This is a genomic window from Priestia sp. ABM2_011, assembly GCF_056158845.1.
Genome location: NZ_JBSWUB010000001.1, coordinates 4376641 through 4403526 on the forward strand (window position 1 = coordinate 4376641; position 26886 = coordinate 4403526).

The following is a 26886-nucleotide window of genomic DNA, read 5'->3' on the forward strand; positions in this document are numbered from 1 at the left end:
ACCGCCTTTTTTCTGTGTTTTTTACTTTTTATTACATAAATTCCACCTACATAATTCCTACACTATTTATAAAGTTGTGACTTTTTCACTTCTTTTTTACACTTTATATATATATAAAGACGCCCATAAATCAAATGAGCGTCTTTTTTCTTCACACGTATAAAGCCATTATTTTTCAGAGGTTACTAGTTTTAAAGGCACTGGAATTTGCTTATCTACTTTTTTGCCTTGAAGAACATTTTTAGCAGACTTTACGGCAAGTTTACCAATTAAAACAGGCTGCTGGGCTACAGTTGCTCCTAGTTTTCCTTCTTTTACTGCTTTAATTGCATCGTCGTTTCCATCAAACCCTACTACTAATACATCTTTTCCTGAGCTGTTAATCGCTTGAATAGCTCCTAATGCCATTTCATCATTGTGAGCAAATACGGCTTTGATACCAGGGTTTCCTTGAAGAACGTTCTCCATAACGTTTAAGCCTTTTGTACGGTCAAAATCAGCTGACTGTTTAGCCGTAATATCTAGCTTTTGATCTGCAACGTTGTGGAACCCTTTTCCTCGTTCACGAGTTGCTGAAGCTCCGGGCACGCCTTCAAGTTCTGCTACCTGAGCTTTTTCACCTACTTTTTTTACAATGTAATCAGCAGCCATTTGACCACCTTTTACATTATCTGAAGCTACCAGTGTTTCCACTTTTCCTTTTTCTGCTGAACGATCTAGCGTAATAACTGGAATCCCTACATTATTAGCCGATTGTACAGCTGTTGAAATAGCGGCTGAATCCGTTGGGTTAATAAGCAGAATGTTAACACCTTGCTGCATTAAATCTTCTACATCGTTAATTTGTTTTGCTGAATCATTTTGAGCATCTACTACAACTACTTCCATGCCCAGTTTTTTTGCTTCTTTTTGTACTCCTTCTTTTAGGGAAACAAAGAACGGATTGTTTAATGTAGACACGGATAAACCAATTTTAATATCTTTTAAATTTTTACTTTCAGATGGTTTCGCCCACTCAGGAGGCTGAAGTGAACAAGCCCCTAACAGTAATAATGAAAATGATAATAGCACGAGCCAAATTTTCTTCATGTTTTTCCCTCCTAAGCTGACTTTTTGCGATCAATTAATACCGCAATTAAAATAACAATTCCTTTTACGACCATTTGGTAAAACGACGAAACGCCGAGTAAGTTCAAACCGTTGTTTAATGTTCCGATAATCAGCGCACCAATTAACGTTCCAACAATGCGTCCACGTCCTCCGGAAAGGCTTGTGCCACCCAGTACTACTGCGGCGATAGCATCTAACTCGTAAGACGTACCTGCCGTTGGCTGAGCAGAATTCAAGCGAGAAGTCAAAATCGCTCCTGATAGCGCTGCCAATAATCCTGCTAGTGAGTAAATCATAACCTTAACTTTCGGAACTTTGATTCCTGAAATAAATGCTGCTTTTTCATTTCCACCGATTGCATATGTTCTACGGCCAAACGGTGTTTTATGCAAAATCACCCATAGGACAGCAAACGCTAATACCATCGTAATCGCTGGAACAGGAATACCTAGGAAATAGCCTCGGCCAAATAATTGGAAGTAATAGTTTTCACCTAAGCCCGTAATCGGATTTCCATCTGTATAAACAAGCGTTAATCCTCTAAAAATTGTCATCGTCGCTAGCGTCGCAATAAACGGCGCCATTTTTCCTTTTGTAATAAGTAAGCCGTTAACCATACCCATTACAGCTCCTAACACACATCCTATTAAAATAGCTAAAATAGGATCTACACCTGACACAATCATACCTGCCATTAACGCACTTGATAGAGCAAGTATAGAGCCCACGGATAAATCAATTCCCCCTGTTAAAATAACAAATGTCATACCGAATGCAATTAAGGCATTAATGGCTACTTGACGCAGCAAGTTTAAAATATTTAAAGGTTCTAAAAAGCTTGGATTTAAAATCGATACAATGACAATAAGAATAAATAAACCTAGTAACGGACCTAGCTTTTGCATCACGTTATCAACGCGATTTTCTTTTATCGCTGTGTTTGCTTTCATTTTACTGACCTCCTGTTGCAAATGTCATAATTTTTTCTTGAGTTGCTTCTTCACTTGTCAGTTCACCTGTTATCTTTCCTTCATGCACAACCAAAATGCGATCGCTCATGCCGAGTACTTCCGGAAGCTCTGAAGACACCATGATAATAGCCACGCCTCTGTCTGTCAGTTCATTCATAAGCTGATAAATTTCACGCTTCGCCCCGACGTCAACTCCTCGAGTTGGTTCATCTAAAATTAACACTTTTGGTCCAATGCCAATCCACTTGGCAATAACTACTTTTTGCTGATTTCCTCCCGATAAGTTAGCCGCACTCGTCTCAGACGACTCGGTTTTGATCGTTAAACGTTTAATAAGCAAATCTACAAATTGCTGCTCGCTTTTTTGTTCAATAAAGCCTTTTGGCGAAAAGCTGAATAGACTTGGAAGTGCAATATTTTCTCGAATAGAAAAATCCAGAACGAGCCCTTCTGTTTTACGATCTTCTGTAATGAACCCGAGACCTAATTTAATGGCTTGGTCTGGCTTTGTGATACTGACCCGTTTGCCATTTAAGATAATTTCGCCTTTTTCTAACGGATCAAGCCCGAAGATAGCGCGCATAATTTCGGTTCTGCCAGCTCCCATTAGCCCCGCAACGCCGACAATTTCTCCTGATCGCACTGAAAAATGAACGTCTTGAAATACACCTTTTCTCTCCAAGCCTTTTGCTTCAAATACAACGTCTCCCTTGGGAGATGTCCTAGCAGGAAATCGATCCGTTAGCTCTCTTCCTACCATTTTGCGAACAACATCATCGAAGCTGGTTTCTGGAATCGGCTTTTTGTCTACCGTCTGTCCGTCACGCATGACCGTAATGGAATCACAAATAGCGAAAATCTCTTCCATACGATGTGAAATATAGACAATCGATACACCTTGTTTTCGCAGCGCATTAATTACGTCAAATAACTTTTGAATTTCTCTTTCAGTAAGCGCTGCGGTCGGCTCATCCATGATAATCACTTTTGCATTCGTCATCAGCGCTTTGGCTATCTCAATCATTTGCTGCTGTCCGACAGAACAAAGTCCTGCTTCTTGATCAAGAGGAATGGTGACAGCTAATTTTTCAAACTGCTTCTTTGCTAACGCTTTCATTTCTTTTGTTTTTAAAAAACCTAAAGGTGTTTTTAATTCTTTGCCGATAAATAAGTTTTCAAGCACCGTCATTTCAGGCCAAACGTTCAGCTCTTGATGAATAAAGGTAATTCCGTTTTGTTCTGCTTCTTTTGGATTTTGAAAATACGTCTCTTTGCCATCAATCAGAATCTGTCCTTCATCTTTTTTATGAAGGCCGGTTAAAATATTCATCAGCGTAGATTTCCCCGCTCCATTTTCCCCCATTAGTGCGTGAACTTCACCTTCATGTAATTCAAAATCCACGCCTCTTAGTACACGGTTTGCTCCAAAGGCTTTATGAATCCCTCTCATTGCAATATGCATGCTGTTCACCTCTTTTAAAAAATAACTCCCGCTTGTAAAATACAGTTTGCATAAGGAGTTGCTTCTCCTGTACGAATCACAACTTTCGCTTTGCTTGTCAACATTTTCAATTGTTCATGCGATACTTCTTCTACTAAGATGTTTTGCTTTTCCATCAACTCGTAAGCCTTTTGATTTCTTTCTTTCATCTCAGAAGCAATCACTATTTTTTCTGTAGCCATATCTTCTAACACAGCTACTACTACATCTTCAAAGCTAGGCACTCCTAGCTTTAAAGATAAATCAATTTTAGGCACATCACTCGGAACAGGTAACCCTGCATCTGCAATGACAATAGTGTCTGTATGACCTAGATCTGTTAGTATTTTCGTAATATGACTGTTAATCATTCCGTGACGTTTCATTTACAGACTCTCCTCCACTTCTTTTCGAGTCGGCATGCCGCCTTGCGCACCAAATTTAGTGACGGATAGCGAAGCTGCGCGATTAGCAAACTGAATTCCTTTTTCAAAACCCATTCCTTCGGCAAGTGCCACAGCAAGCGCTGCGTTAAACGTATCTCCTGCTCCTGTTGTATCAATCGTTTCTACTTGATAAGAAGGAACCAATACTTCTTTCTCGCCGTTAAAATAGCGTACACCTTGTTTTCCTTCTGTAATAAACAATTTATTTGGATACTGTTTTAATACTTCTTCTTTTTCTTTTCCTTCAAATAAAAGCGTTGCTTCATGTTCATTTGGAGTGATGTAAGAAACTTGTTCAATCACTTCTGCTTTTAATGGTCTTGCAGGCGCTGGATTTAATAAAAGCGGTACTTTAAGTTCCTGACAAAGCTGAGCAACATATTCAACCGTTTCTTCTGGAATTTCTTGCTGAATAAGTACGATATCCGCTTCTTTAATTTTTTCTTTTGCTTTTTCTACGTAGTCTGGAGTAATATAATCGTTTGCTCCTTTAACAACTACAATGCTGTTGTCTCCTTCAGCGAGTATAATGTGAGCTGTTCCGCTATCTGAATCTGTAACCGGTTTCACATTTTCCACAGATACACCGTTTGATTTGAAATTCTCCAGGATTGCTTTTCCGTAATGATCTTCGCCCACACATCCAATCATACTCACATCCGCTCCAAGCCGGGCTGCTGCAACAGCTTGGTTCGCTCCTTTTCCTCCGGGAACAGTTTTGAATGATTCTCCTAACACTGTTTCTCCAGCTCCAGGACGAATATTTGATGTTACTACTAAATCCATTGATGAACTTCCAATCACAGTTACTTTAGCCATGTTCCTCAACCTTTCGTGTCGTATTTCGTTCAATAAACGTAACGGGTAGTTGTACTTGCTTTTGAATTAAAGGTTCTTTCTTAATGCATTTCATTAACAGACCTGCTGCTTGCTTGCCCATTTCATAAGCAGGCTGACGAATTGTAGACAGGGCTGGAAACGAAAAGCGGCTTTGCGGAATATCATCAAAACCAATTACTTGCAGATCATCGGGCACGCTTTTTTCTAATCGAAACGCCTCGTGTAAAACGGCTGTGGCTACAATGTCATTACTTGCGATAATCCCGTCTGTTTCAGGGTACTTTTGAAAGATTTCCTTTGCCCATTTCTGCGCATCGTCAAATGCTAGAGAATTTGTATTTAATACGTAAAAGTCTGCATCAGACTGACTCAAGACAGAAAGAGAGCCTTGAAAACGTTCCTGAGCAGGCTTTACATTTACTGGACCTTTGATAAGAGTAATTCTTTTACTTCCTCTTTTGATTATTTCTTCTGCAGCGATTTTCCCGCCTTCAAAACCATCAGCATAAACGGATGGATACTGATCAGAACTTCTATCTAAAAACACGACGGGAAATGTAAGACCTTCATATAGTTTCTGAGCTAAACTTGTTGTTGCCGTAATCATTCCTACTACATGATTTTGCGTAAACGTTTGGAGATATGTCAATTCTTTCTCTAACTGCTCATCACTATTGCCAAGAATTAAACGAAATCCATGGCTATGTACTTCATCTTCTATTCCTCGTGCGAGCTGAGGGAAAAAAGGGTTTGTGATGTCTGGAAGCAATAGACCAATCAAACGTGATTCACGTGTATAAAGCGAACGGGCTACTTCGTTAGGGCTGTAGTTTAATTTTTGAATTGTATTCATTACTCGCACACGCGTGTCTTCTTTTACATACCCTGTACTGTTTAAAACACGCGAAACGGTCGCAACGGACACGCCTGCTTCTTTTGCTACATCACGAATTGTTACCACTCTATTTCCCTCCCTCCATATATGTAACCGTTTACACAAATAATATCATGGAAAAGTGAAGTTGACAATCTTTTTATCAAAAAAAAATCACTCCATTAAGAAGTGATGTTTCTTTCATTAGATATTAGCGTCTAGTTTCTTAAATAATTTCAAAAATTGCTCTTGATCTTTCGGCTCATAGCAAGAAAAGAAATGAGCAATCATCTTTTGCACAATTTCATTTGCTTCTTCAATCACTTGTTCACCTTTAGCAGTTAACTCAATGTTTACCTTACGGCGATCCTCTTTAGAGTGATAGCGTGAAACTAACTCTAAGTCTATTAAACGAGTAATAACAGGAGTGATCGCACTAGGCTTTACACGCATCTCCTCTGCCAGCTTGGTTACTCCAATATGACTGCATTTACCGATAATTAATAAGATATGATATTGAAAAGGCGTAATCCCTTGTGAAAGTAACCTTTCTTTTATCTCTGTCATTACCTTTTTGTTAAGGGATATCGAAATTCTCTGGACCTCTTCAATAAATGTGAGCTGTTCCATGTTTTGACGTCCCCTTTCTTATAATCAGGGAGTCGATGTTAACATGTCAGCCCCCTGCTGCACTCCAAGCGAAACCTAACCTGGGGAGAGCGGCTGGTTTCGCGGAATGCTTATAACCTATTTTCTATCTGTTTTATTCCGTACTATTATAATAGAAGAAACTCATTCATTATCGTTTTTCTTAAACGATCTTAAAGCCTTACGAAAAGCGTCATCATTCATAACGTCACGTTCTTCTTTTGTAAAAACCGTGTCGTCTTTTTCGCCTTCTCTAAACTTTTGCAGCACTTGACGATACATATCATCGTTCATGACATCTTTTTCTTTCTTATGTCTAGATGTTCTTGTTTCCGTCTTCGCCTGCGGTTCTTTTGGCTCTTCTTTTAGTGTTTCTTTTGGTGCTGCAGGTTTTTTTTCTGCCACTTTTTTCTCTTCTACTTTTGGCTCTTTAGGAGCATTTGAAGCAGCCGCTTCTTTTTTAGGTGGAACTGTACGCTGGCGCTTAGAAGATGATGCTTTAGCATTCATTGTAATAATTAGGACAACCAGAATCACAGCTACAACGATCAGTAAAATACCTAACATACCGTCACCTACTGTCCTTGTGTCATTCGTTTAGTCACTTGAACAACACGTTCTCCTAACGCTTTACCTAGCGCTTGGTCGTTCTCTGTTAATAATTCGTCACCTTCGATTGGACAAGTAATTCCCACACCGTAATAAGTACCGTACAGCGCATTTTCTGGAATGTTACCTGGTAAGCCAGCGATAACCATTCCTTGATGAAGCATCGGTGTAATTAAATTTAAAAGCGTTGCTTCTAAGCCACCGTGCGTTGTAGCTGTTGTACAGAACACCGCACCTACTTTATCAATTAATTTACCTTCTGCCCATAAATAACCTAATTTATCAATCCACGTTTTTAACCCTGAACTGATTGTTCCAAAATGCCCTGGGCAGCCCCAAATAATAGCATCCATTTCAGGCAGTTCACGTACATCTGCTTCTTCGACATGCTTTACATATACAGTTGCTTCTCCAGACAGCTCAGCGCCAGAAGCAATCGCTTTTGCTAATGCCTCTGTATGTCCGCCTTCACTATCATATACGATACAAATTTTCATCCTTTATCCCTCCGTTGCTTATGAGTTCATATCTTTTGGTGCCGGTAACATACGAATATCGTCTGTTGTTTCTTTTTCTGTCTCTTCTACTTCTACCACTGGATCTTTACGAACATCACGTAGGAAGAAACTTAAAATCAATCCAATAATGGCAATGATAACTGTCCAGTAAAACGCGTCGTTAATTCCTTGTACAGTTGCTTGCGCTTGAACTTTTCCAGCTAATGTTGTTAAAGCTTGTTTTTGCGCTTCTGTTTGAGAAAGGTGAAGCGTTTGAGCAATCTTTTGCACAAATACCTGGAAGTTATTCATAAAGAATGGATCAGATGTAGTCATTGAACTGCTCATTTCATTCACATGATATGTTGTGCGATTTGTAAAGATTGTAGTCATTAAACTGATACCGATTGAACCACTCACCTGACGAAGCGTGTTCGACATAGATGTACCGTGGCTGCTTAATTTTGCCGGCAGCTGATTTAAACCAGCTGTCATAATTGGCATCATTAATAATGACATACCGAATGCACGGATCATATAAATAATAACAATATGACTAAACGGTGTTTCAAGCGTTAATTTTGTAAATTCAAATGTTGTCACAACCGTAATCAACATCCCGACAATCCCTAGTGGACGCGGTCCTAATTTATCAAACAGCGTACCAGAAATCGGTGACATGACTAGCATAACAAGTGCACCAGGCAAGATTAATAAGCCTGAGTCAAACGCTGAATAGCCACGGATGTTTTGCAAATAAATCGGCAATAAGAACATACCAGCATACATGCTGATTGTAATGGCAATACTGATGATATTAGATAATGAGAAAATATTGTATTTAAATACTCTCACATCAAGTAATGGACTTTTAAGTCGAAGCTGCTGTACAACAAAGATGATTAATAAGACAATACCGCCGATCATCGTTGATAATACAACTGAATCCGTCCAGCCATCGTTTCCAGCTTCACTGAAGCCGTATAGAAGTAAAGCCATACCTGCAAGAGATGTAAACACAGAAATTAGATCTACTTTTACATTTTGAGGCGGTTTAATATCTTTTAATTTAAAAGCTGCAATAATAAGTACGAGTGCACCTAGTGGCACCATTCCCGTAAATAAAATGTGCCAGTCATAGTTTTGAATAACCCATCCTGAAAGCGTCGGTCCAATTGCCGGAGCGAACATCATGGCTAAACCAAAGATACCCATTCCTTTTCCGCGCATATGAGGAGGGAAAATAAATACGATAATGGTCATAACTAGAGGTGCTAGCACTCCGCCCCCGACTGCTTGAACCAGACGTCCAATTAGCATAATTGAGAAAGTCGGCGCGATTCCGCAGACAAGCGCTCCAATTGTAAAGCAGGCCATCGCAAATAAGAATAAGCGACGAACGCCAAAACGTTCAATTAAATAGGCTGATAATGGAATAAGTGCACCATTTACAAGCATATATCCTGTAAGCAACCACTGTGCGGTATTAGCCGTAACGCCAAACTCTGTAATCAGATGCGGAATCGCAACATTTAGCAGCGTTTGGTTTAAAATTGCTAAGAACAATCCAAGCATAAGTACGACTAGTAGCGGGATATGCTTTTTAACTGAGCTTTCCTCTGGTTGTATCGTGTTTGCTGACATCAGTTCCTTCCTCCTTTCTTCTCTTCTTAATCATGTACGTTCTTAGTTTTTAGAGATTTTAACTTCTGCGTTCATACCTGGCAGTACGTTTTCAGAGTAGTTAGAAATAGAGATTTTAACAGGAACTGTTTGTGATACTTTCGTATAGTTGCCGTCTGAATTAGAGCTTGGCATTAATGAGAAAATTGAGTTTGTTGCATAACCGATTTCTTCTACTTTTCCATCAATTGTTGTTTTAGTATCTCCGTCAACTGTTACATCAACGTCATCGCCAGCTTCAATATCTTTTAATTTGTCTTCTTTAATGTTTGCAATGATGAATAAGTTATTCATATCTACTTCGCTAGCAATTTGCTGACCAGCTTGAACCATTTGATTTTCTTTTACCTGTGTTTTGATGATTTTACCATCCTCTGGTACTGTAACTGTTTTTTCTCCATCTTCTGATTGGATTTTAGCTACCTCATCGTCTTTTGAAACATCTTTACCTTCTTCAATATTCCAGCTTGCTACTTTACCTGCCGCTGGCGCTACTACTGTATAAAGATCGCCCGACACTTTTGCATTGTCTGTGGATACATAATTAGATTTTTGAATATAATAGTATCCCCCACCAATAATTAAAGCTAATACTACAATAATTCCGATAAAGTTCATTAAAATTAAACGCCCTCTTGACATTTATTTTACCTCCTTAATATTTCATTCAGTTAAGTATTACGCTAGATAACTTTATCACAAAGATATTTAGTTGTAAATAACTTTGATTTTAATTTATTTTTAAAACTAAACATTTATGTTTCATAAAGTTTTCCCGACTGAATACTTTACTACATCTTTAACTGAAATACAACTTAAAAGTTTTGGTTTCTTTACAAGTACTTTACTTTACTTTAAAGTTAGATATATAAGCATAGGGTTATACACAAAAACAGCTCCTTTTTTCGGAACAAACTCCCTATATACATAAACCACAATAGGTAACTAGCAGCAATTGTTTAACACCTATAATGATAAAGAAAAGGTGATTATGATGGATCAGCAGTTAATAGATAAACTAGAAAAACTTGACCAAGTTAAAACCTCATTATTTGAACTCAAGCGAACGCTCTTAGAAGATAAAATCAATGAGCAGCCCTATAATTTAACCATTACGAAATTTTTAATTTTAAAATTCATCGGAGTCAGCTCTAAACGTATGGTAGCCGAAATTTCTTCAAATCTAAAGCTAACCTCCGGGGCTACTACCATTTTATTAAATCAATTAGAAGATGATGCACTCGTTCAGCGTGTACGTGACCAAAAAGACCGCAGAATTGTATGGATATCCTTAACGGAGGCTGGCGAAACATTAGTGAACTATGTAATTGAGCAGCGAAATTTATTTTGGCAAGACATGCTTTTTGCTCTAACTCCAGAAGAACAGGATGAGTACCTCCGCATGCTTGAGAAAATGGAAAAACGAATTAGACAAACGGTAGATCGTTAATGATAAAAAGCGTGTGTCCATTTATTTTATGGACACACGCTTTTTATGACCCGCTACCATTGAAGGGTTTAGAAACCTTTGTGTTTTCTGACTTTAAAATTCAGGGTTGTTCTTTAAAAACCCCCTCCAAGCTTGTGCTGTAGCTTTCTCAATTTCTTCTTTAGAAGCATAAAGCCTTTTAGCGCTGTCTCCATAGCCAATTTCGATTTTGCCTTTTTTCAGTTCTTCAAATATTGAATCAGCAAAGTCATCAAGCGGTGCTCCAAATGTATGAAGTCCCGGTCCTCCTAAATCCGTGTTCACGGCTGGAGGAAGAATTTCTATCACTTCGGTATTTGTTTCTTCTACTTGATGTCTTAAACTAATCGTAAACGACCTTAACGCCGCTTTTGTTGCGCTGTAAATTGGCACCCATGCTCCAGGTGTTAAAGACAGCCCCGACGTTACGTTAATAACCGCAGCACGTTCTTGTTGAACGAAATGAGGAATCAATAGCGAAGTTAAATGAATAGGAGCACTTACATTACTCATTAGTTCTTTTTCGTAATACTGCCACTCTTCGTGCATGTGTAAAAGATTTACGCGCTGCTGAATGCCTGCATTATTCACAATAACATTTAATTTTGGGAACCTTTCAGTCGCCCATTTTACCAGCTCTACTCTGCTTTCTTCTATTGATACGTCGCACACTTTTGTATGTAACGAAGGGAATCTTTCTTTTGCTTCTTGCAGCTTTGATTCCCTTCTTCCACAAATAATAACTTCATTTCCTTCCTTTAAAAAACGTTCTGCAAGCGCCAATCCAATTCCAGACGCTCCGCCCGTAATTAAAATAGTGTTTCCTGACATTTTCATTACTTTTCCTCCTTGTTCAACCATCACATTTCCTAATTAATAAACAAAGCGCTACTGCATGAATGACAATAGCGCTTTGTTTATTATTTATCTTACAAGACGTTTTAGTCTTAATTTAACATTAAAAGTCAAAGTTATCTGGATCTGGACCTACGCGATGATTTTGATTTAATGCGTTAATTTTTTCAACTTCTTCTGCATTTAATTCAAAATCAAATACGTCTGCATTTTGGATAATACGATGTTCTTTTGTTGACTTAGGAATCGTTACTACTTCGTTTTGCAAGTCCCAACGTAAGATAACTTGAGCAGTTGATTTTCCGTGCTTTTCAGCAATTTGAGTTAACACTTCGTTATCAAGCAGCTCACCTTGTGCAAGCGGTGACCATGCTTCCACTTGGATTCCTTGTTTTTTGCAGTATTCACGCACTTCTGTTTGTGTTAAAAGTGGATGAAATTCGATTTGGTTTACCATCGGCTTAACTTCTGCATCTGCAATTAAGTCTTCTAGATGATGCACTTGGAAATTCGATACGCCGATTGCACGAATCTTCCCGTCTTTATAAAGCTTTTCAAGTGCTTTCCACGTATCTTTATACTTACCTTCAACCGGCCAGTGAATTAAGTATAAATCTAAATATTCAAGACCTAGCTTGTTTAAGCTTGTTTCAAATGCTTGAAGAGTTGTGTCATATCCTTGATCTGCATTCCACACTTTTGATGTAACAAATAGTTCTTCGCGAGAAACACCTGATTCTTTGATCGCTTGTCCCACGCCTTCTTCATTTTCATAAATTTTAGCCGTATCAATGCTTTTGTATCCAGCTTTGATTGCATATTTAACTGAATCTACAACTTCTTGACCATCTTCTACTTTATAAACACCTAAACCTAACCACGGCATTTTAACGCCGTTTGCTAAGGTCGTTGTTGACTGTAAGTTTTCCATGTTGCTGTTCATCCCCTTTTTTACTGTTGAATTATTCGTAAAGAGTAATTGCTTGTGAAATTTGTTCTGCGCACTGTTTAACAAGTGCAGCATGTTCTTCGTCTTTCTCTTCTGAAATACGAACGGATGGACCTGATAAAGCAATAGCTGCCATTATTTTTCCTTTTCTGAAAATAGGGGCTGCAATACAGCGAACGCCAGGCTCCCGTTCTTCATCATCGACAGCATATCCTCTTTCCTTACTTAAAGCTAAGTCAGCTTCCAGCTCGTCCAGCTCGGTGATCGTTCGATCTGTATAAGCTTCAAGCGAAAGTTCGTGAAGAATAGATTTTTGCACGCTGTCCTCTTGATAAGCAAGAATACACTTTCCAATAGCATTTGCATGAAGCGGCTTTTTATTTCCTACTTCAGAATGCGTACGAGTGCTATATTGCCCGTTCACCACCTGAGTTGTAACCATCTGTTTATGATGGAGAATTCCCGCGTAAATGGTCTCATTGGTCTCTTCACTCAGCTTCTGCATAGCAGGAACAGAGAGCCAATTCATTTCATAGTTCGTATGCATCGTATTTTGTACGAGTGCCAGCACCAGTTGTGGTGAAACCGTATAGCGGTTAGACGGGTTTCTTACAATAAATCCGTTTTGTTCAAGTGTGCTCACAAGACGATACATCGTACTCTTATTAAAACCGAGCGCTTCCATCATTTCCGGAATAGTCATATTCGGACGGTTTAAAAGCAAAGAGAAGATATCTAATCCTTTTTTTAAAGTTCCAACCTCGGACATGCCCTTCTTCCTCCTTTTATCCGAACAACAATTTTATTATAAAACAAAGCTCTTTATCGTATCAAATAAGGAAACTAAACTAAGTCATTTTCCCTATATGAGAGAATACATAACGTAATTGTTCTTCTTAATCTATTCCACTGTTTTTTCTATTTAAACATAAAAAAAGCCGTAACAATAGAATTTTTTTACAGTTTTTTAAAATTAACTTTGCTTTTCATTCGTTAACTTCTTCAAATCGCTTCAGCTGCTCCAGCTGATTTTCCTTTTTCATAATTTCTTTCTGACGCTCGCCTAGTAAATCGAAATGAGGATAGCCGGATCGATTATCAATATACTTAGCGGGAATACTATACTTTTCTCCCCACTTAATCAGCTTATTTAAGTCACTGCAACCTACTTTTGTTACGGTAGTTGCGTGTGGAAAACGCTCATCGAGCCAGTAATGAGTTAAAAATGCGATCTCTCCTCGCTTAACAGCTGCTTTCCATGCGTTTAGTTCCGGGCGTTTGATTCCAAATGCCATTCTTTCACCTTTTCTCTTTTATATAAGTAGTCACATTGTTTGTTTACTATAAAGAAAAAATATCATTCATATAGAAATCTTTCATAATATCTTGTCTATTTATAACCATCTCTAAATAATAGCGTACTTTCTTCACCTGTTTCCTATCTAACATTATTGTGTGCTTATGATTTTATCATCATCTTCTTTTATTTTTCAAAAGATCCAACAAAAAAATAACGTTTAAATAATAAAGAAAAGCCTTATATGTAAAAGAAACTAAGGGTTAATTTCAATATTTCTATTGTGAACGATTTCTCCTTTATATTGAATGTTGTTCGTTTTTTATTATGGCAGTATGCATTTAGTTTGAAGCTTTAGTATATTAAAAAACTTCCAAAGTTACCATTCTCACAAAAAGACAGAATTTACTTTTTATTCCGAAAATAATATAATTCAAGTGATATGGAGCTTTTTGCTTCATCTATTTATTATCAAAGGGGGAATTCCGCTTGGCGATGAATGAAAATTCTTTAAAGAAGGTAAACAATGCTTCTTCCTCTCCTGATTACACAGAAATTGTACAGTCTGCTTCATTTCAAAAGCTTTTGAAACAAAAACGCAATTTTATTTTACCGCTCTCTCTGTTTTTTCTTTCTTTTTATTTTACCTTGCCTATTTTAACGGCTTACACAACCGTCTTAAACAAACCAGCTTTTGCTTCTATGACTTGGGCATGGGTATTTGCTTTTGCACAGTTTGTTATGACTTGGGCCCTATGCATTTTATACACAAAAAGAGCCTCGAAATTTGATGAACTTGTTGACACGATAAAAAAAGAAGCTGCAAATTGAATAGGGGGTTAAATGAATGAACGTACTAGCTTTCTCACTTTTTTTAGCTATTGTAGGTCTTACGCTAATCATTACGTATGCAGCATCCAAGCGGACAAAAACGACCAGTGACTTTTATACAGCAGATGGAAGTTTAACCGGCTGGCAAAACGGCATGGCGATTGCCGGAGATTATATGTCTGCTGCGTCATTTTTAGGCATAGCTGGAATGGTAGCGCTTTCTGGATTTGACGGTTTTTTTTACAGCATCGGCTTTTTAGTTGCCTATCTCGTCGTGTTATACATTGTAGCTGAACCACTTCGCAACTTAGGAAAGTACACGATGGCAGATATGATAGCAGCTCGTTTTAACGAAAAGAAAGTGCGGGGAGTTGCCGCATTAAACACAATCACCATTTCCATTTTTTATATGATTGCGCAGCTTGTTGGAGCAGGAGCATTAATTCATTTATTACTTGGTCTAGATTACGTGTATTCTGTCTTGATTGTCGGCGTGTTGATGACGGTTTACGTTGTATTTGGCGGGATGACGGCGACCAGCTGGGTGCAGATTGTCAAAGCCTTGCTTCTGATGATTGGTACGTTCATTATTTCCATTATTGTATTTTCAAAATTTGATTTTAGCTTTGCTAAAATGTTTTCTGAGATGAAAACCGCAACTCCTCTTGGCGACGGATTTTTAAATCCAGGAAATAAATTCAAAAATCCGCTGGACATGATTTCGTTGAATTTAGCTCTTGTTCTTGGTACAGCAGGCCTTCCTCATATCCTTATTCGTTTCTTTACAGTAAAAGATGCCATCACCGCACGAAAGTCTGTTATTTATGCAACGTGGATCATTGGCGTTTTTTACATTATGACAATCTTTTTAGGGTTCGGTGCTGCTGCATTCGTAGGGTACGATGATATTATCAAAGCAAATGCAGCAGGAAACATGGCAGCTCCCCTGCTCGCTCAAGTTCTTGGCGGAGACTTTCTCTTTGCGTTTGTCTCAGCTGTAGCTTTTGCTACGATTTTAGCTGTTGTAGCTGGGCTGGTGCTCTCAGCAGCTTCAGCATTCGCTCACGACTTTTATAGTCATATTCTCCGTAAAGGGGCTGCAACTGAAAAAGAACAGGTAGTGGCTGCACGATGGGCTTCTATTGGGGTATCCATTCTATCTATTATTCTTGCATTATTTGCTCAAAACATGAACGTAGCATTTTTAGTTGCACTTGCATTTGCCGTAGCAGCGAGCGCTAACTTGCCAATTATTCTTCTTACTATTTTTTGGAAACGTTTTAATACAGCAGGAGCAGTCACTGGCATGCTGGTTGGACTATTCAGCTCACTGTTTTTAGTTGCCATTAGTCCAAACGTGTGGGCACCTGAGCCTGGAGCTGCTATCTTTGTAGGTGAGCCGCTCATCACATTAACAAACCCTGGTATTATCTCCATTCCTCTAGGCTTCTTAGCTGCTTTTATAGGAACACTTCTTTCGTCTAAAAAAGCAGACGAAAAGAAATTTGATGAGATTTTAGTAAAAGCAAATACAGGTATGGGAATCGAAGAGCCTGTCAAACATTAATGCCAAAAAGCCTTGAAGCAGGTTGCTTCAAGGCTTTTTACTAGAATAAATCTTCTTGTAAGCCAATAGCGGCAATTTGTTCATTTCTAAACTTTACAGCTAACATATGCTCTTCTTCCCACGTACATTCAAAAAACAAACCAACTTCTCTTGTATCATGGGGTGCTTCAGGAACAAAGATTTGAATACACTCAACTAAAAAACCGATGTCTTTTCGCTTTTTTACATTCGGAACTAATAAGTCTACCACGTCTTTTTCAACTTGAGTTCTGTATTCATCTCGCACCTGTTGATAATAATCAAAAAGAGCTTTTTCCGTCCTCTTTAACAATAATTCGCTTTGAAGCCAAAATGCTTGAAAAGCCTCTTCTTGCCGTTTTTGAAATGGCTTCTCTTTATCTCCATCAATTGTCAGCAACACATGTTGTTGTTGTCCAAAGAAAGTGACCTGTTTTTCTCCAACCCAGGCCGAGTCATATAACAAAGATCCAAAAAGTGGATGATGTACTCGTAATGTTTGATTCATTGCATACCTGACCCTCTCAAAAAGTGGATTTCTGCTTGCATTGGCGTATAATAAATGGTGCTTGAAACAAACTTCTAAACTTATTCTATGTTACCATATTTTTTACAGAAAGGAGTGCCACAATGTGTGAATACAATTAAATCTTTATACCCTTACTTAAAACCTTACAAATGGCTCGCGCTGTTTGCCCCGCTATTGATGGTCATTGAAGTGTTAGCTGACCTTCTTCAGCCTACTATTATGCAGCATATCATTGATTATGGCATTGCAAACAACAATCAAACATATGTTATCACCCGAAGTATCCTTATGCTTATGTTAGCAATCATTGGCTTAGCTGCTGGTATCGTCTGCGCCATCCTTAGCACAAAAGCAGCAGTAAATTTTTCTACCGATATTCGAAAATCGCTTTTTGAAAAGATTGAAAACCTCTCAAACAGCAACAGAGATAAACTAGGGACCGGTCACTTAATCACTGTCATGACAAATGATGTAACGAGTGTTCAAAACGCATTGAATATGACGCTAAAAGTATTAGTTAGAGGACCTTTACTTTTTGCAGGAAGTATTGTGATCGTGTTATTAACCGCTCGTTCTTTGTTTCCTATTATCGTCGTGGTCGTCCCTATTTTATTTTTATGCATTTGGTTTGTGATCACGAAAGCCGGAAAACTTTTCAAAAAAGTTCAGCGAAGCGTTGATCGTGTAAACACAAAAGTCCAAGAAAATTTATCAGGGATGCGCGTAGTAAAAGCGTATGTAAGAGAATCATATGAAATCAATCAGTTTAAAGAAGCAAACAGCTCCTTGACGCAAGCTAATATGAGTGCTGTTCAGCTTATTTCGCTTTTAATGCCCGTTATTTTATTTGTAGTAAATATCGGCATGGTAGCTACTCTATGGCTGGGTGGACTTCAAGTTGAAGCAGGAAAAATTGAAGCAGGTGTGATTTTAGCTTTTATTAATTACTTAACGATTATTTTAAACGGACTTATGTCAAGCAGCATGGTGCTGATGCAAATTACACGTGCATTCCCTTCAGCTGAACGAATCGATTCTGTTTTAAAAACAAAAATAGACATTCCTCCAGCAAACTCTGCTGCTCAAATCAACAGGCTTAAAGGTGATCTATCGTTTCAAAACGTTACATACAGCTACAGTAAAAATGGAGAAAACGTATTAAAAGATATTTCATTTACTGCTAAACACGGGGAAACTATTGGCATTATCGGCTCTACTGGAAGCGGAAAATCGACGCTTGCAAAACTTATTTCGCGCTTATATGATCCTGATGGCGGCGAAATTTTTGTAGATGAAAAAAATCTGACAAACTATGACGTAAAAGAGCTTCGCTCATCCATTGGGTTTATTCCTCAAAAAGCTACACTGTTTACCGGAACGATTGATATGAATATTCGAATGGGAAACGATCATGCTTCTTCCTCAGAAATTGAAGATGCTGCAGCTTTTGCATGCGCAACGGAGTTTATTGAAAAACTCCCAGAAAAATATGAGTATCCTTTAACGCGAGGAGCAACCAACTTATCAGGAGGGCAAAAGCAGCGTCTTTCAATCGCGCGTGCATTTGTTAGAAAGCCTGCTATATTGGTCATTGATGATGCAACTTCCGCGTTGGATGCTGTCTCAGAAGCGCAGGTACTAACACATTTAAAAGAAGAGTTTTCCGATGCGACCGTCATTATTATTGCGTCTAAAATTTCGTCTCTTCTTCACGCTGATCATATTATCGTCATGGATGAAGGCAAAATTGCTGAACAAGGGACTCATGAAGAATTGCTTCGTCACCACTCTCTTTATTACGACATTTATCTAGCACAAGGCGGAAAAGAGGTGTTGCCTAGTGAATAATCAAGGTAAAAATCAAATGAGCTCTATTCGCGGCCCTAGAGGCATGATGAAGGGTCCTGTAGTGAAGCCAAAGAATGCGAAAAAAACACTATATAGAATCTGGTCATATATGGGAAAACGAAAGCCTCCGCTTGTGGCTGCGATCATCTTAGTTATTGTGACTTCCCTGCTTAATTTATTAGGCCCTTATTTAATTGGGGTTATTATTGACGAGCATATTATTCCCAAAGATATCAGCGGAACGATACGAATGTCACTCACTCTTGCAGGAATTTACATTACGACATCTTTGTTAACATGGCTGCAAACCTATTTAATGGTAAACGTTTCGTTTACGACCATCGGAATGCTCCGCCAAGATTTATTTGCAAAGCTTCAAACTCTCTCTCTTCGCTTTTTTGATAAGCGAGCTCACGGAGAGTTAATGAGCCGGGTTACGAATGATATTGATAACCTGAATAACGCTCTGAGTCAAAGCGTTATTCAGGCTCTGTCCTCTATTTTATCTCTAGTCGGTATTACCATTGCGATGTTCTCGCTCAACTGGATTCTTGCCATTATCACACTGATTGTTATTCCATTAATGGTTATAATCGTTCGACAAATATTAAAACGAAGCAGTGAAAATTTTGTCAAACGCCAAAAAGACTTAGGTGAGCTAAACGGCTTTGTAGAAGAAGCAATCTCTGGAGGAGAAGTTGTTACGCTTTTTAGTAAGGAAAAAGATTTTTTAACTGTTTTTAATGAACGAAATGAACAGCTGAGAAGTTCAGCAACAAAAGCAGAAACATTTTCAGGCTTTTTAGGTCCTGTCACAAACTTTATTAACAACTTAGGCTTAGCACTAGTGATTGGAGCAGGAGCATTTATGGCTGTTCAAGGTAGCGTTACAGTTGGGATGATTGCTTCATTTGTTAACTACTCACGTCAGTTCTCTCGCCCAATCAGTCAAATGGCAAACTTAGTAAACACTATTCTTTCGGCTATTGCCGGCGCAGAGCGCGTGTTTGCGATTATGGATGAGCAGCCGGACGTCACAAACAAGCCAAACGCTCTTTCTGTTACAAAATTTGCAGGAGACGTTGCTTTTGAGAACGTATCATTTGGCTATACTGACGAAAAAATGATTTTAAAAAATGTTACACTTACAGCAAAAAAAGGTGAAATGGTTGCTTTGGTCGGTCCTACAGGTTCTGGTAAAACAACAATCATTAACTTGCTCACACGATTTTATGACATCGCAAACGGAGACATTAAAATTGACGGCCGTTCCATCAGTGACTATAACATCCATGATTTACGAAACCGAATTGGCATTGTTCTTCAGGATACCTATTTATTTTCCGGTACGATTGCGGATAACATTCGATTCGGCCGATTAGATGCCAGCGATGAAGAAGTGAAAAGCGCAGCAAAAATGGCAAATGCTCATTCTTTTATCAAGCACCTGCCGCAGCAATACGATACCGTGATTTCAGCCGGTGGAGGAAATTTAAGTGAAGGTCAAAAGCAACTCTTATCGATTGCCCGAGCCATGCTCTCTGACTGTGATATTTTAATTTTAGACGAAGCTACTTCCAATATTGATACAAAAACAGAAATTGATATTCAAAAAGGAATGAGTAATCTATTAAAAGGAAAAACAAGCTTTGTAATTGCCCACCGCCTCAAAACGATTGAAAATGCAAATCAAATTCTTGTCTTAAAAGACGGACAGATTATTGAAAAAGGAAATCATCACGAGCTATTAGAGAAACAAGGTTTTTACCACAAGCTCTATACGCAGCAGTTTACGATTTAAAAGAGGCTGGAACATAACTTAACCCAATCCAATCTAAAGACGAGAAAACGAACTATTGATCAATAGTTCGTTTTTTACTTCAACTAAAATACTTTTGTCTCAAGCTCTTTTTCGCTCTATCATTTATCTATCACAGCTACAATTTTCCCTTTTACTCGACGAGTCGCCAGTTCATCTAAAGCTGCCGGCACTTCGTCTAGTGAAATGACTTTTTCCACAAGAGCATTCAGCTTATTTTCTTGTAAAAGCAAAAGCATTTTATTTCCCATCTCCGCAAGTTTTTGCTGTTCTTTTACGTTGTTAGACTGATGTACGCTTCCTAATGCAACTTGATGAAACGATAGTGGATGCGCAAACGAAATCGCATCATTTACATTAGGAGGTCCTGCGATAAATGCAATTTGACCATTAAAAGCAAGAGCCTTTACCGACTCGTCTGCATTGTTACGCCCGACTGTATCCAAGACTAAATCTACACCGAGTCCATCGGTAAGCTCCAGCACTTTTTTCACAAAATCTTCTTTACGGTAGTCGATTGCATAGTCAGCACCTAAACTTTTTACAAACTCATGATTGGCAGAAGATGCGGTTGTAAGCACTGTAAGACCTGCATTTTTAGCAAGCTGAATGGCAAACCCTCCAACGCCTCCAGCACCTGCGTGAATTAAAATCGTTTGTCCTTTTGAAGCGTTCATTTTGTGAAACAATGCTTGATATGCTGTATACCCCGCACATGGAATAGCTGCAGCGTCTTCAAATGAAACTCCTTGTGGAATAAGGGAAACCGTATGAGCTGTTGTCACTCCGTACTGTGCAAACCCGCCTTTTTTTGATAAATCGCTATGATATACAACGCGGTCTCCGATTTTGACAGTTGTGACTTCTTCTCCCACTTCCTCGACAACGCCAGCGGAATCAAGTCCTAATACGTGAGGGTATGTCCAACTGGGATTACCGCCGTTTCCTGTTTTATAATCTACAGGGTTCAAGGCAGTAGCTTTAATTTTAACTAAAATTTCACCTTTAGCTGGATGCGGCTTTTGGATATTTCCGACTTTCATCTCACTTACTTTCCCTTTGCCTTCTAGCAGTAAAGCTTTCATCAAGCATCTCCCCTTTTACATTTCTTCCTTCAATTAAAAGTTCTTTTTCAGTATAATAAATACATGTTGTTTACAAAAGACGGCACTTTCATGTAACCAGGTACCTTCCCGGTAACCTAGGTCTATGGATATTAAATTATTATATCCATATTTCATATCTGTTTATGAATGGAGGATTAGCGGTGAAAGCACCCCACTATAATGTACCTGTTGAAGCAACACTTGAAGTAATCGGCGGGAAATGGAAAGTCGTTATTTTATGCCTCTTAAAAGAAGGCGAAAAACGTTTTAGCGAACTTCAGCGAGCTATGCCTGCTATTACTAAAAAAATGCTGTCTCAACAGCTAAAAGAATTAGAAAAAGACGGTGTAGTTAATAGAAAAGTATACAATGAAGTTCCTCCTAAAGTAGAGTACTCACTCAGTGAAGAAGGCGAAACCTTACGAGAAATTTTAAATATGATGTGCGCATGGGGAGATAGAAGAATGGGAAACACCCCAAATTGCAGCTAAGTTCTCCTAGCAGCTTTGTTAAAATAACCGAATAGCTGCTGGGAAGAGCTATTCGGTTGTTTTATCTATTTCCCTACTCTTTCTTATGAGTCGCCCTTGTGTAAGAACATCTGACAACACTATAGAATTCTTTCGCATTTTCATATATGATGATGTCGAACGATGCAGCCAGAATTGTCGAAATAAAACTCAAGAATGATAGGTGATTCAATGATGCAATTAGGTTTAGATTTATCTCAAAAACAACTATTAAAATTGGCCATGACACCTGAATTACGTCAGTCTATCAACATTTTAAATTATTCTACGGCCGATTTAGTTCATTATCTTCATGAGCAAGTCAATGAAAATCCTGTAATTAAACTGTCTGCTGGCGATTCTCAGCAAAAAAATTCATTTAACACTCGAGAACAGCGTTCATATTCAAAAGGTCACACCGATGACGAGTATAATCCGTTTAATTATATATCCGATCAAACTGTGACATTAGAGAGCCATTTATTAGAGCAGCTGTCTATGCTAAATCATTTACACTCACAGCAAAAACACATCGTTCAATTTCTAATTGGAAACTTAAATAAAAACGGCTTTTTAGCAATTGAACCAAAATTGGCAGCCGAACTGCTTAACGTTTCAATTGACGAAGTCAACGATATGATTCACGTTTTACAAAGCTTTGATCCAATCGGAGTGGGCGCTCAAAACTTTGTCGATTCACTGCTTATTCAAATTAAGGCCAAAAAGTCAAAGCCTCCTCTTTTATACGATGTGGTGAAACACGATATTGAAGATATTGCTAACAAAAAATATCGGAACATTTCAAAAAAATACTCTATTTCAATGCGCGAAGTACAAGAAATTGTTGACTGCTTGCGGACATTGAATCCTCGTCCAGCAGGAGATTTCTATGTTCCGCTTACGAAGTACATTTCGCCTGATGTAACGGTACAAAAAATAGACGGCCGCTATCATGTTATTCTTCATAGCGAGCTGCTTCCGCCCATCGAGATTAACAGCACCTACCAAAAACTGGTTCATCGCTCTGCATGCGTAACAACCGATCGATACGTACAGGAAAAAATCCATGAAGCTACTTGGCTAATTAATAGTATTGAGCAGCGTAATGCGACGATTTACAACGTGTCTAAAGCCATTGTGGAACATCAGCAAGATTTTTTTGAAATGGGTATTTCAGGGCTAAAGCCGCTTACCTTAAAAGATATTGCTCAAAAAGTAGACTGTCACGAATCAACGGTAAGCCGTGCAACTAACGGAAAGTATATTCAAACGCCGCGCGGACTGTTTGAACTAAAATACTTTTTCACTAATTCTTTAGAGAGAACCGATGGCGAACAAAGCAATTCTACCGCCTTTATAAAAGAGAAAATTAAAACATTAATTGCCGAAGAAAATAAATTAAAACCTCTTTCAGATCAAAAGCTCATGTCTCTTCTTTCCAGCGAAGGAATTCAAATTTCAAGAAGAACAGTAGCTAAATACCGTGAAGAAGCTGGAATTGAAAGTTCTTCTAAGCGGCGACGATTTTAATATTATTTATTCTAAATTACAGCTTTATCACTACTAAAAAGAACCCGTTGAATAAAAATCAACGGGTTCTTTTTATCGGTTTCCAATAAATAAAAGCCATATGATATTGATACGTATATTCATATGTGTCATTTATTTTCTTTACATGCTGTAAAATAATCTTCTCAGTTTCTAATTTGTCAACATCTTTCGAAAGCAGCTTTATCGAGTTCTTCTTGATGAGATCTTCGTACGTCTCATACGTTACTGTTTTGGTTATAGGAACTAGCTTACAATCTGCGTAAATACCAAGTTCATATAAAATATTTAGTAAGTCAATATATTCCTTACGGCGCCATTTAATCTCGTACCCAAGTTTTCTATGTAACTCTACGTAATGAGGCTTTTCTGGACCCGCTGACATGCCGATAACCGCCAAACGATTAGCCGAATCATTCATATTTAAGAGACCATCGACAATATTATGCATACGATAAAAGCAGTTTATTCCTACTACCACGTCATAGTTATCTGTTAGACGCTCATACTCCCATTTACCTTCTATAAACTTTAGATTAGAGCGGGCATTTGATTGTTTTTGTAAGTAGCGGATGATGCTTGGCGAACAATCCATACACGTAAGTTCTTTTACATAATCCGCAATTGAAAACGTATAATTTCCCCAGCCAGGGCCAATTTCCATGACAGAGTCACTTGGATTCAAAAAAGCAAGAAGTTCTTGCTGAAGCTGTTTCACTACAGGATCGTTTTCTGAATCAAAAGACATTTTTTCTAGATATTGCTGCCAAAATTCATCTTCCGCTTTGTCATTTATCATCCGTTCCGATATTGAACCGTCCCATTCTTTCAGCCCTTTCTGCCACTTTTTCACACGATCACTTTCATACACCGCAAATTTTGTAAGCTGCATGCATTCACATTCCCCTCTTTTACACGTAAACCTATACTAACATAAAGAAAAAGAGAGTTCCTTTTTAAACTGGAACTCTCTTTTTCTATTAGTTAAATTAGGCTGCTGCCTCTTCCTCTGTGTGATGCTTCTCTTTTCTGGCATTGATATAAAACATTATCAATGAAAGAGTGATGAAGATTGCTGCAAAGATTCCAAGTACGCCAGCCTGATGCCATACATAGCCGAAATCATCACCAATTGAAATAATTTCACGGAAACCGCGAATTGCATAGGTCATAGGCAAGTATGGATTGATTGCCTGGAAGAATTCCGGCACAAGTGCTTTAGGGAATGTACCTGCACTGCCGCCAATTTGAAGCAGCAGAATAATAAAGGCTAAATACTGCCCTACTTTTCCTAACCCTGTTGTTAAGAACAAGATCAGTGTAAAGAACGTTACACCTGTAATCATGGTAAAGATATAGAAGTGCCAAATGCTTGTTACGTTTAAATGCAAGCCCCAAAGAAGAGCTGTAACAGCAATCGCTGCTTGCAGCATACCTACAATAGTGATGACACTAAACTTACTTAAGAACCACGAAATACCTGATGTCGGTCGAATTGATGGCTCTTTCATTGGGTACACCGCTGAAAACATTAATGTTCCCGCAAACAAGCCAATACATAAGATGTATGGAGCTAATCCGACACCGTACTTATCTACGTTATTTTGTTTATCTGATTTTAAATCCGTTGGATTTGAAAACATGCTGTATGTTTTATCATCTGCTTTAACATCTTTTGCATCTTTTGCACCATCCGCTAAAGATGAATGAAGCTCGCTTGTTCCATCTGATAATTTAGATGAACCGTCATATAGTTTGGATGAACCATTTGTTAACTCTTTAGAACCATTTGCTAATTTGGTTGCCCCGTTTTCTAGCTGCGTTAAACCATTTGCTAGCGCTGCGCTTCCTTGTTCAGACTTTTTAAGTCCATCCACAAGTTGCTGCTGTCCGTCAGCAAGCTTTCCAGCTCCTGTATGAGCGTCAGCTATACCGCTGTTTAGCTCTGCAAATTTGCTGTTGAACTGCTTTTCACCATCTGCTAGTTTAACAGCCCCGTTATATAATTGAGTTTGAGCATTATATAATTTTGTTTGGCCATTGTACAGCTGACTTTGTCCGTCAGCAATTTTATTAATAGCGCTTTGAATATCTTCTCCGCCTTTAGACAGCTTTTGAAGCGCTGCTGATAACTCTTGCACTTTATCTACTTTTGCTTTTAGCTGCTCTGCTTTTTGCTGCTGTTCGTCCATAAACTGCTGAGACGTCAGCTTTTTAATTCCTGCAATCAGCGTTTGTTTTTGCTCATCGGGAATAGATTCGTTGCTGTTAATGCTGTCAATGAGAGCTTGCTGCTGCTGTTCAAACTCCGCTTTTTTTGAGTCTACCTGCTGTTTAATCTGCGTAATTTCCTGCTCTGCTTGATTAATTTGCTGCGTAACATTGCTCACTTCAGCATCTACTTGATTTAAGCCGCTTGTAAACTGAGGTAATTTCCCTTGAAGTGTCTTTGTTCCTTCATTTAGTTGCTGTGTCGCACCTTGAAGTTTTGCAGTTCCGTCTTGTAGTTGTCCTAATCCATTGCTAAGCTTTCCTGCACCTGTTTCAAGTTCTTTAGAAGCCGCGTACAGCTGCCCGCTTCCATTCTCTAGCTTCCCTAAACCGCTGTTTAGGCTGCCTAAGTTTTCATTAATTGTGTCCGCACCGTTTAGTAGCTTAGCTGCACCAGCATTTAAATCTGTTGCTCCTTTTCGTGCATCCGTTAACCCGCTTGCTAATTTAGCTGTACCGTCTTCAAACGTAACCGTGCTGTCTGCTAGTTTCTTCATGTTATCTCGCAGCGTTTTCGAGCCATCTTCTAGCTCTCCTGCACCGTCACTTGCTTTTTGAAGACCGTCCGCTACTTGCTTAAAGCTGTCAAATACCGTTTCAGCATACTGCTTTGTGACTGCTTCTTTAATCTGATCATTGATTTTAGCTACTGCATTTGAGCTAATTTGAGCGCCTGAATAGTTCTTTCCGGCATTTGTATGGTAGATAAATTTCATTTTTTTAGGATTCTCATCCATTAATGTTGTTGCATTTTTGGAGAAATTCTTTGGAATTTCCAAAACTAAGTAGTAGTCCTCATTTTTTAAGCCTTCTAACGCTTTTTCTTTGTTCGTAAATTTCCAGTCAAATTTATCGTTTTTCTTTAAATCATCAACAAAATCACGACCAACATTCAATTTCTTTCCATCTAATGTAGCACCTTTATCTTCATTTACCACTGCAACTGGAATTTGATCTGTTTTTCCATATGGATCCCAGTAAGCAGATAAAAAGATGACATTATAGAGTAATGGAACAAATAACAATCCGCAAATCACAACAATAGTCATTGGTTTGGAAAAGATTTTTTTCCATTCTCCTTTAATCATATTCATGTTTTTTAGCCTCCAATAA

26 protein-coding genes are annotated in these 26886 nt (G+C 38.5%); 7 read left to right on the top strand and 19 right to left on the bottom strand.

Going from position 1 to position 26886, the window contains the following annotated elements:
- Window positions 1-168: 168 nt before the first annotated feature.
- The 11 genes from rbsB to ACXAE4_RS23165 all read right to left on the bottom strand — a co-directional run bounded on the left by rbsB (window position 169) and on the right by ACXAE4_RS23165 (window position 9800).
- Entirely contained in the window at window positions 169-1089 is a 921-nt protein-coding gene (gene rbsB, locus ACXAE4_RS23115) for a ribose ABC transporter substrate-binding protein RbsB (RefSeq protein WP_014461376.1), read from the bottom strand.
- An 11-nt stretch (window positions 1090-1100) separates the two neighbouring features.
- Window positions 1101-2060 (bottom strand): ribose ABC transporter permease RbsC, encoded by a 960-nt coding sequence (rbsC, locus tag ACXAE4_RS23120; RefSeq protein WP_033578167.1) that lies wholly within the window; start codon window positions 2058-2060, stop codon window positions 1101-1103.
- Window position 2061: 1 nt separating this feature from the next.
- Complete coding sequence (locus ACXAE4_RS23125; protein ID WP_028412185.1) at window positions 2062-3543, bottom strand: sugar ABC transporter ATP-binding protein; 1482 nt, start codon at window positions 3541-3543, stop codon at window positions 2062-2064.
- Between the two features lie 14 nt (window positions 3544-3557).
- Window positions 3558-3947, bottom strand: a complete 390-nt coding sequence (rbsD, locus tag ACXAE4_RS23130) for a D-ribose pyranase (RefSeq protein WP_013055631.1) — start codon at window positions 3945-3947, stop codon at window positions 3558-3560.
- Window positions 3948-4826 carry a ribokinase gene (gene rbsK, locus ACXAE4_RS23135; RefSeq protein ID WP_098113725.1) on the bottom strand — a complete coding sequence of 293 codons (879 nt, stop codon included), beginning with the start codon at window positions 4824-4826 and terminating at the stop codon, window positions 3948-3950.
- Window positions 4819-5808 carry a LacI family DNA-binding transcriptional regulator gene (locus ACXAE4_RS23140; RefSeq protein WP_049163042.1) on the bottom strand — a complete coding sequence of 330 codons (990 nt, stop codon included), beginning with the start codon at window positions 5806-5808 and terminating at the stop codon, window positions 4819-4821. Before ACXAE4_RS23140 ends, rbsK begins: the two co-directional genes overlap by 8 nt.
- 117 nt (window positions 5809-5925) lie before the next feature.
- On the bottom strand, window positions 5926-6351 hold the full coding sequence (locus tag ACXAE4_RS23145; protein WP_028412182.1) for a MarR family winged helix-turn-helix transcriptional regulator: 426 nt from the start codon (window positions 6349-6351) through the stop codon (window positions 5926-5928).
- Window positions 6352-6513: 162 nt separating this feature from the next.
- Entirely contained in the window at window positions 6514-6936 is a 423-nt protein-coding gene (locus tag ACXAE4_RS23150; RefSeq protein ID WP_034269671.1) for a hypothetical protein, read from the bottom strand.
- Window positions 6937-6944: 8 nt separating this feature from the next.
- Window positions 6945-7475 carry an NAD(P)H-dependent oxidoreductase gene (locus tag ACXAE4_RS23155; RefSeq protein ID WP_014461382.1) on the bottom strand — a complete coding sequence of 177 codons (531 nt, stop codon included), beginning with the start codon at window positions 7473-7475 and terminating at the stop codon, window positions 6945-6947.
- Between the two features lie 18 nt (window positions 7476-7493).
- On the bottom strand, window positions 7494-9119 hold the full coding sequence (locus ACXAE4_RS23160) for a DHA2 family efflux MFS transporter permease subunit (protein WP_028412180.1): 1626 nt from the start codon (window positions 9117-9119) through the stop codon (window positions 7494-7496).
- Window positions 9120-9161: 42 nt separating this feature from the next.
- On the bottom strand, window positions 9162-9800 hold the full coding sequence (locus tag ACXAE4_RS23165) for a biotin/lipoyl-containing protein (RefSeq protein WP_028412179.1): 639 nt from the start codon (window positions 9798-9800) through the stop codon (window positions 9162-9164).
- Window positions 9801-10152: 352 nt separating this feature from the next.
- On the opposite strand from ACXAE4_RS23165, the gene ACXAE4_RS23170 reads away from it, so the two are divergent.
- Complete coding sequence (locus ACXAE4_RS23170) at window positions 10153-10608, top strand: MarR family winged helix-turn-helix transcriptional regulator (protein WP_042992296.1); 456 nt, start codon at window positions 10153-10155, stop codon at window positions 10606-10608.
- 93 nt (window positions 10609-10701) lie between these two features.
- Here the strand turns inward: ACXAE4_RS23170 and ACXAE4_RS23175 are convergent, their stop codons facing one another.
- The 4 genes from ACXAE4_RS23175 to ACXAE4_RS23190 all read right to left on the bottom strand — a co-directional run bounded on the left by ACXAE4_RS23175 (window position 10702) and on the right by ACXAE4_RS23190 (window position 13725).
- Window positions 10702-11463: an SDR family oxidoreductase gene (locus ACXAE4_RS23175; protein ID WP_154973502.1), complete on the bottom strand. Its 762-nt coding sequence runs from the start codon at window positions 11461-11463 to the stop codon at window positions 10702-10704.
- Window positions 11464-11584: 121 nt separating this feature from the next.
- The gene (locus tag ACXAE4_RS23180; protein WP_028412173.1) at window positions 11585-12412 is read right to left on the bottom strand and encodes an aldo/keto reductase; all 828 of its coding nucleotides are present in this window, start codon (window positions 12410-12412) and stop codon (window positions 11585-11587) included.
- Between the two features lie 31 nt (window positions 12413-12443).
- Window positions 12444-13199, bottom strand: a complete 756-nt coding sequence (locus ACXAE4_RS23185) for an IclR family transcriptional regulator (RefSeq protein WP_028412172.1) — start codon at window positions 13197-13199, stop codon at window positions 12444-12446.
- Between the two features lie 217 nt (window positions 13200-13416).
- A complete protein-coding gene (locus ACXAE4_RS23190; RefSeq protein ID WP_289578733.1) occupies window positions 13417-13725 on the bottom strand; it encodes a hypothetical protein in 309 nt (102 codons plus the stop codon).
- A gap of 497 nt (window positions 13726-14222) precedes the next feature.
- On the opposite strand from ACXAE4_RS23190, the gene ACXAE4_RS23195 reads away from it, so the two are divergent.
- Both ACXAE4_RS23195 and ACXAE4_RS23200 read left to right on the top strand, forming a co-directional pair.
- Window positions 14223-14558 (top strand): DUF485 domain-containing protein, encoded by a 336-nt coding sequence (locus ACXAE4_RS23195; protein ID WP_434738972.1) that lies wholly within the window; start codon window positions 14223-14225, stop codon window positions 14556-14558.
- 16 nt (window positions 14559-14574) lie between these two features.
- Entirely contained in the window at window positions 14575-16125 is a 1551-nt protein-coding gene (locus ACXAE4_RS23200; protein ID WP_028412169.1) for a solute symporter family protein, read from the top strand.
- 40 nt (window positions 16126-16165) lie between these two features.
- Here ACXAE4_RS23200 and ACXAE4_RS23205 read toward each other — a convergent pair whose 3' ends face one another.
- Complete coding sequence (locus ACXAE4_RS23205; RefSeq protein ID WP_028412168.1) at window positions 16166-16651, bottom strand: DUF6985 domain-containing protein; 486 nt, start codon at window positions 16649-16651, stop codon at window positions 16166-16168.
- 126 nt (window positions 16652-16777) lie between these two features.
- Here ACXAE4_RS23205 and ACXAE4_RS23210 point away from each other — a divergent pair, with 126 nt between their 5' ends.
- Window positions 16778-18520 (top strand): ABC transporter ATP-binding protein, encoded by a 1743-nt coding sequence (locus ACXAE4_RS23210; RefSeq protein WP_289578731.1) that lies wholly within the window; start codon window positions 16778-16780, stop codon window positions 18518-18520.
- A 16-nt stretch (window positions 18521-18536) separates the two neighbouring features.
- Window positions 18537-20321 carry an ABC transporter ATP-binding protein gene (locus ACXAE4_RS23215; RefSeq protein WP_028412166.1) on the top strand — a complete coding sequence of 595 codons (1785 nt, stop codon included), beginning with the start codon at window positions 18537-18539 and terminating at the stop codon, window positions 20319-20321.
- A 119-nt stretch (window positions 20322-20440) separates the two neighbouring features.
- On the opposite strand, the gene ACXAE4_RS23220 is transcribed toward ACXAE4_RS23215, so the two are convergent.
- The gene (locus ACXAE4_RS23220) at window positions 20441-21424 is read right to left on the bottom strand and encodes a zinc-binding dehydrogenase (RefSeq protein ID WP_033578159.1); all 984 of its coding nucleotides are present in this window, start codon (window positions 21422-21424) and stop codon (window positions 20441-20443) included.
- Between the two features lie 164 nt (window positions 21425-21588).
- Between ACXAE4_RS23220 and ACXAE4_RS23225 the strand changes: the two genes are divergently transcribed.
- Together ACXAE4_RS23225 and rpoN are read left to right on the top strand one after the other, a co-directional pair.
- Window positions 21589-21936 carry a winged helix-turn-helix transcriptional regulator gene (locus ACXAE4_RS23225; RefSeq protein WP_014461394.1) on the top strand — a complete coding sequence of 116 codons (348 nt, stop codon included), beginning with the start codon at window positions 21589-21591 and terminating at the stop codon, window positions 21934-21936.
- A gap of 213 nt (window positions 21937-22149) precedes the next feature.
- On the top strand, window positions 22150-23484 hold the full coding sequence (gene rpoN, locus ACXAE4_RS23230) for an RNA polymerase factor sigma-54 (RefSeq protein WP_028412164.1): 1335 nt from the start codon (window positions 22150-22152) through the stop codon (window positions 23482-23484).
- A 58-nt stretch (window positions 23485-23542) separates the two neighbouring features.
- On the opposite strand, the gene ACXAE4_RS23235 is transcribed toward rpoN, so the two are convergent.
- Window positions 23543-24394 (bottom strand): class I SAM-dependent methyltransferase, encoded by an 852-nt coding sequence (locus tag ACXAE4_RS23235; RefSeq protein WP_289578730.1) that lies wholly within the window; start codon window positions 24392-24394, stop codon window positions 23543-23545.
- 97 nt (window positions 24395-24491) lie between these two features.
- Window positions 24492-26867, bottom strand: a complete 2376-nt coding sequence (locus ACXAE4_RS23240; protein ID WP_033578157.1) for a YhgE/Pip domain-containing protein — start codon at window positions 26865-26867, stop codon at window positions 24492-24494.
- Window positions 26868-26886: the final 19 nt, after the last annotated feature.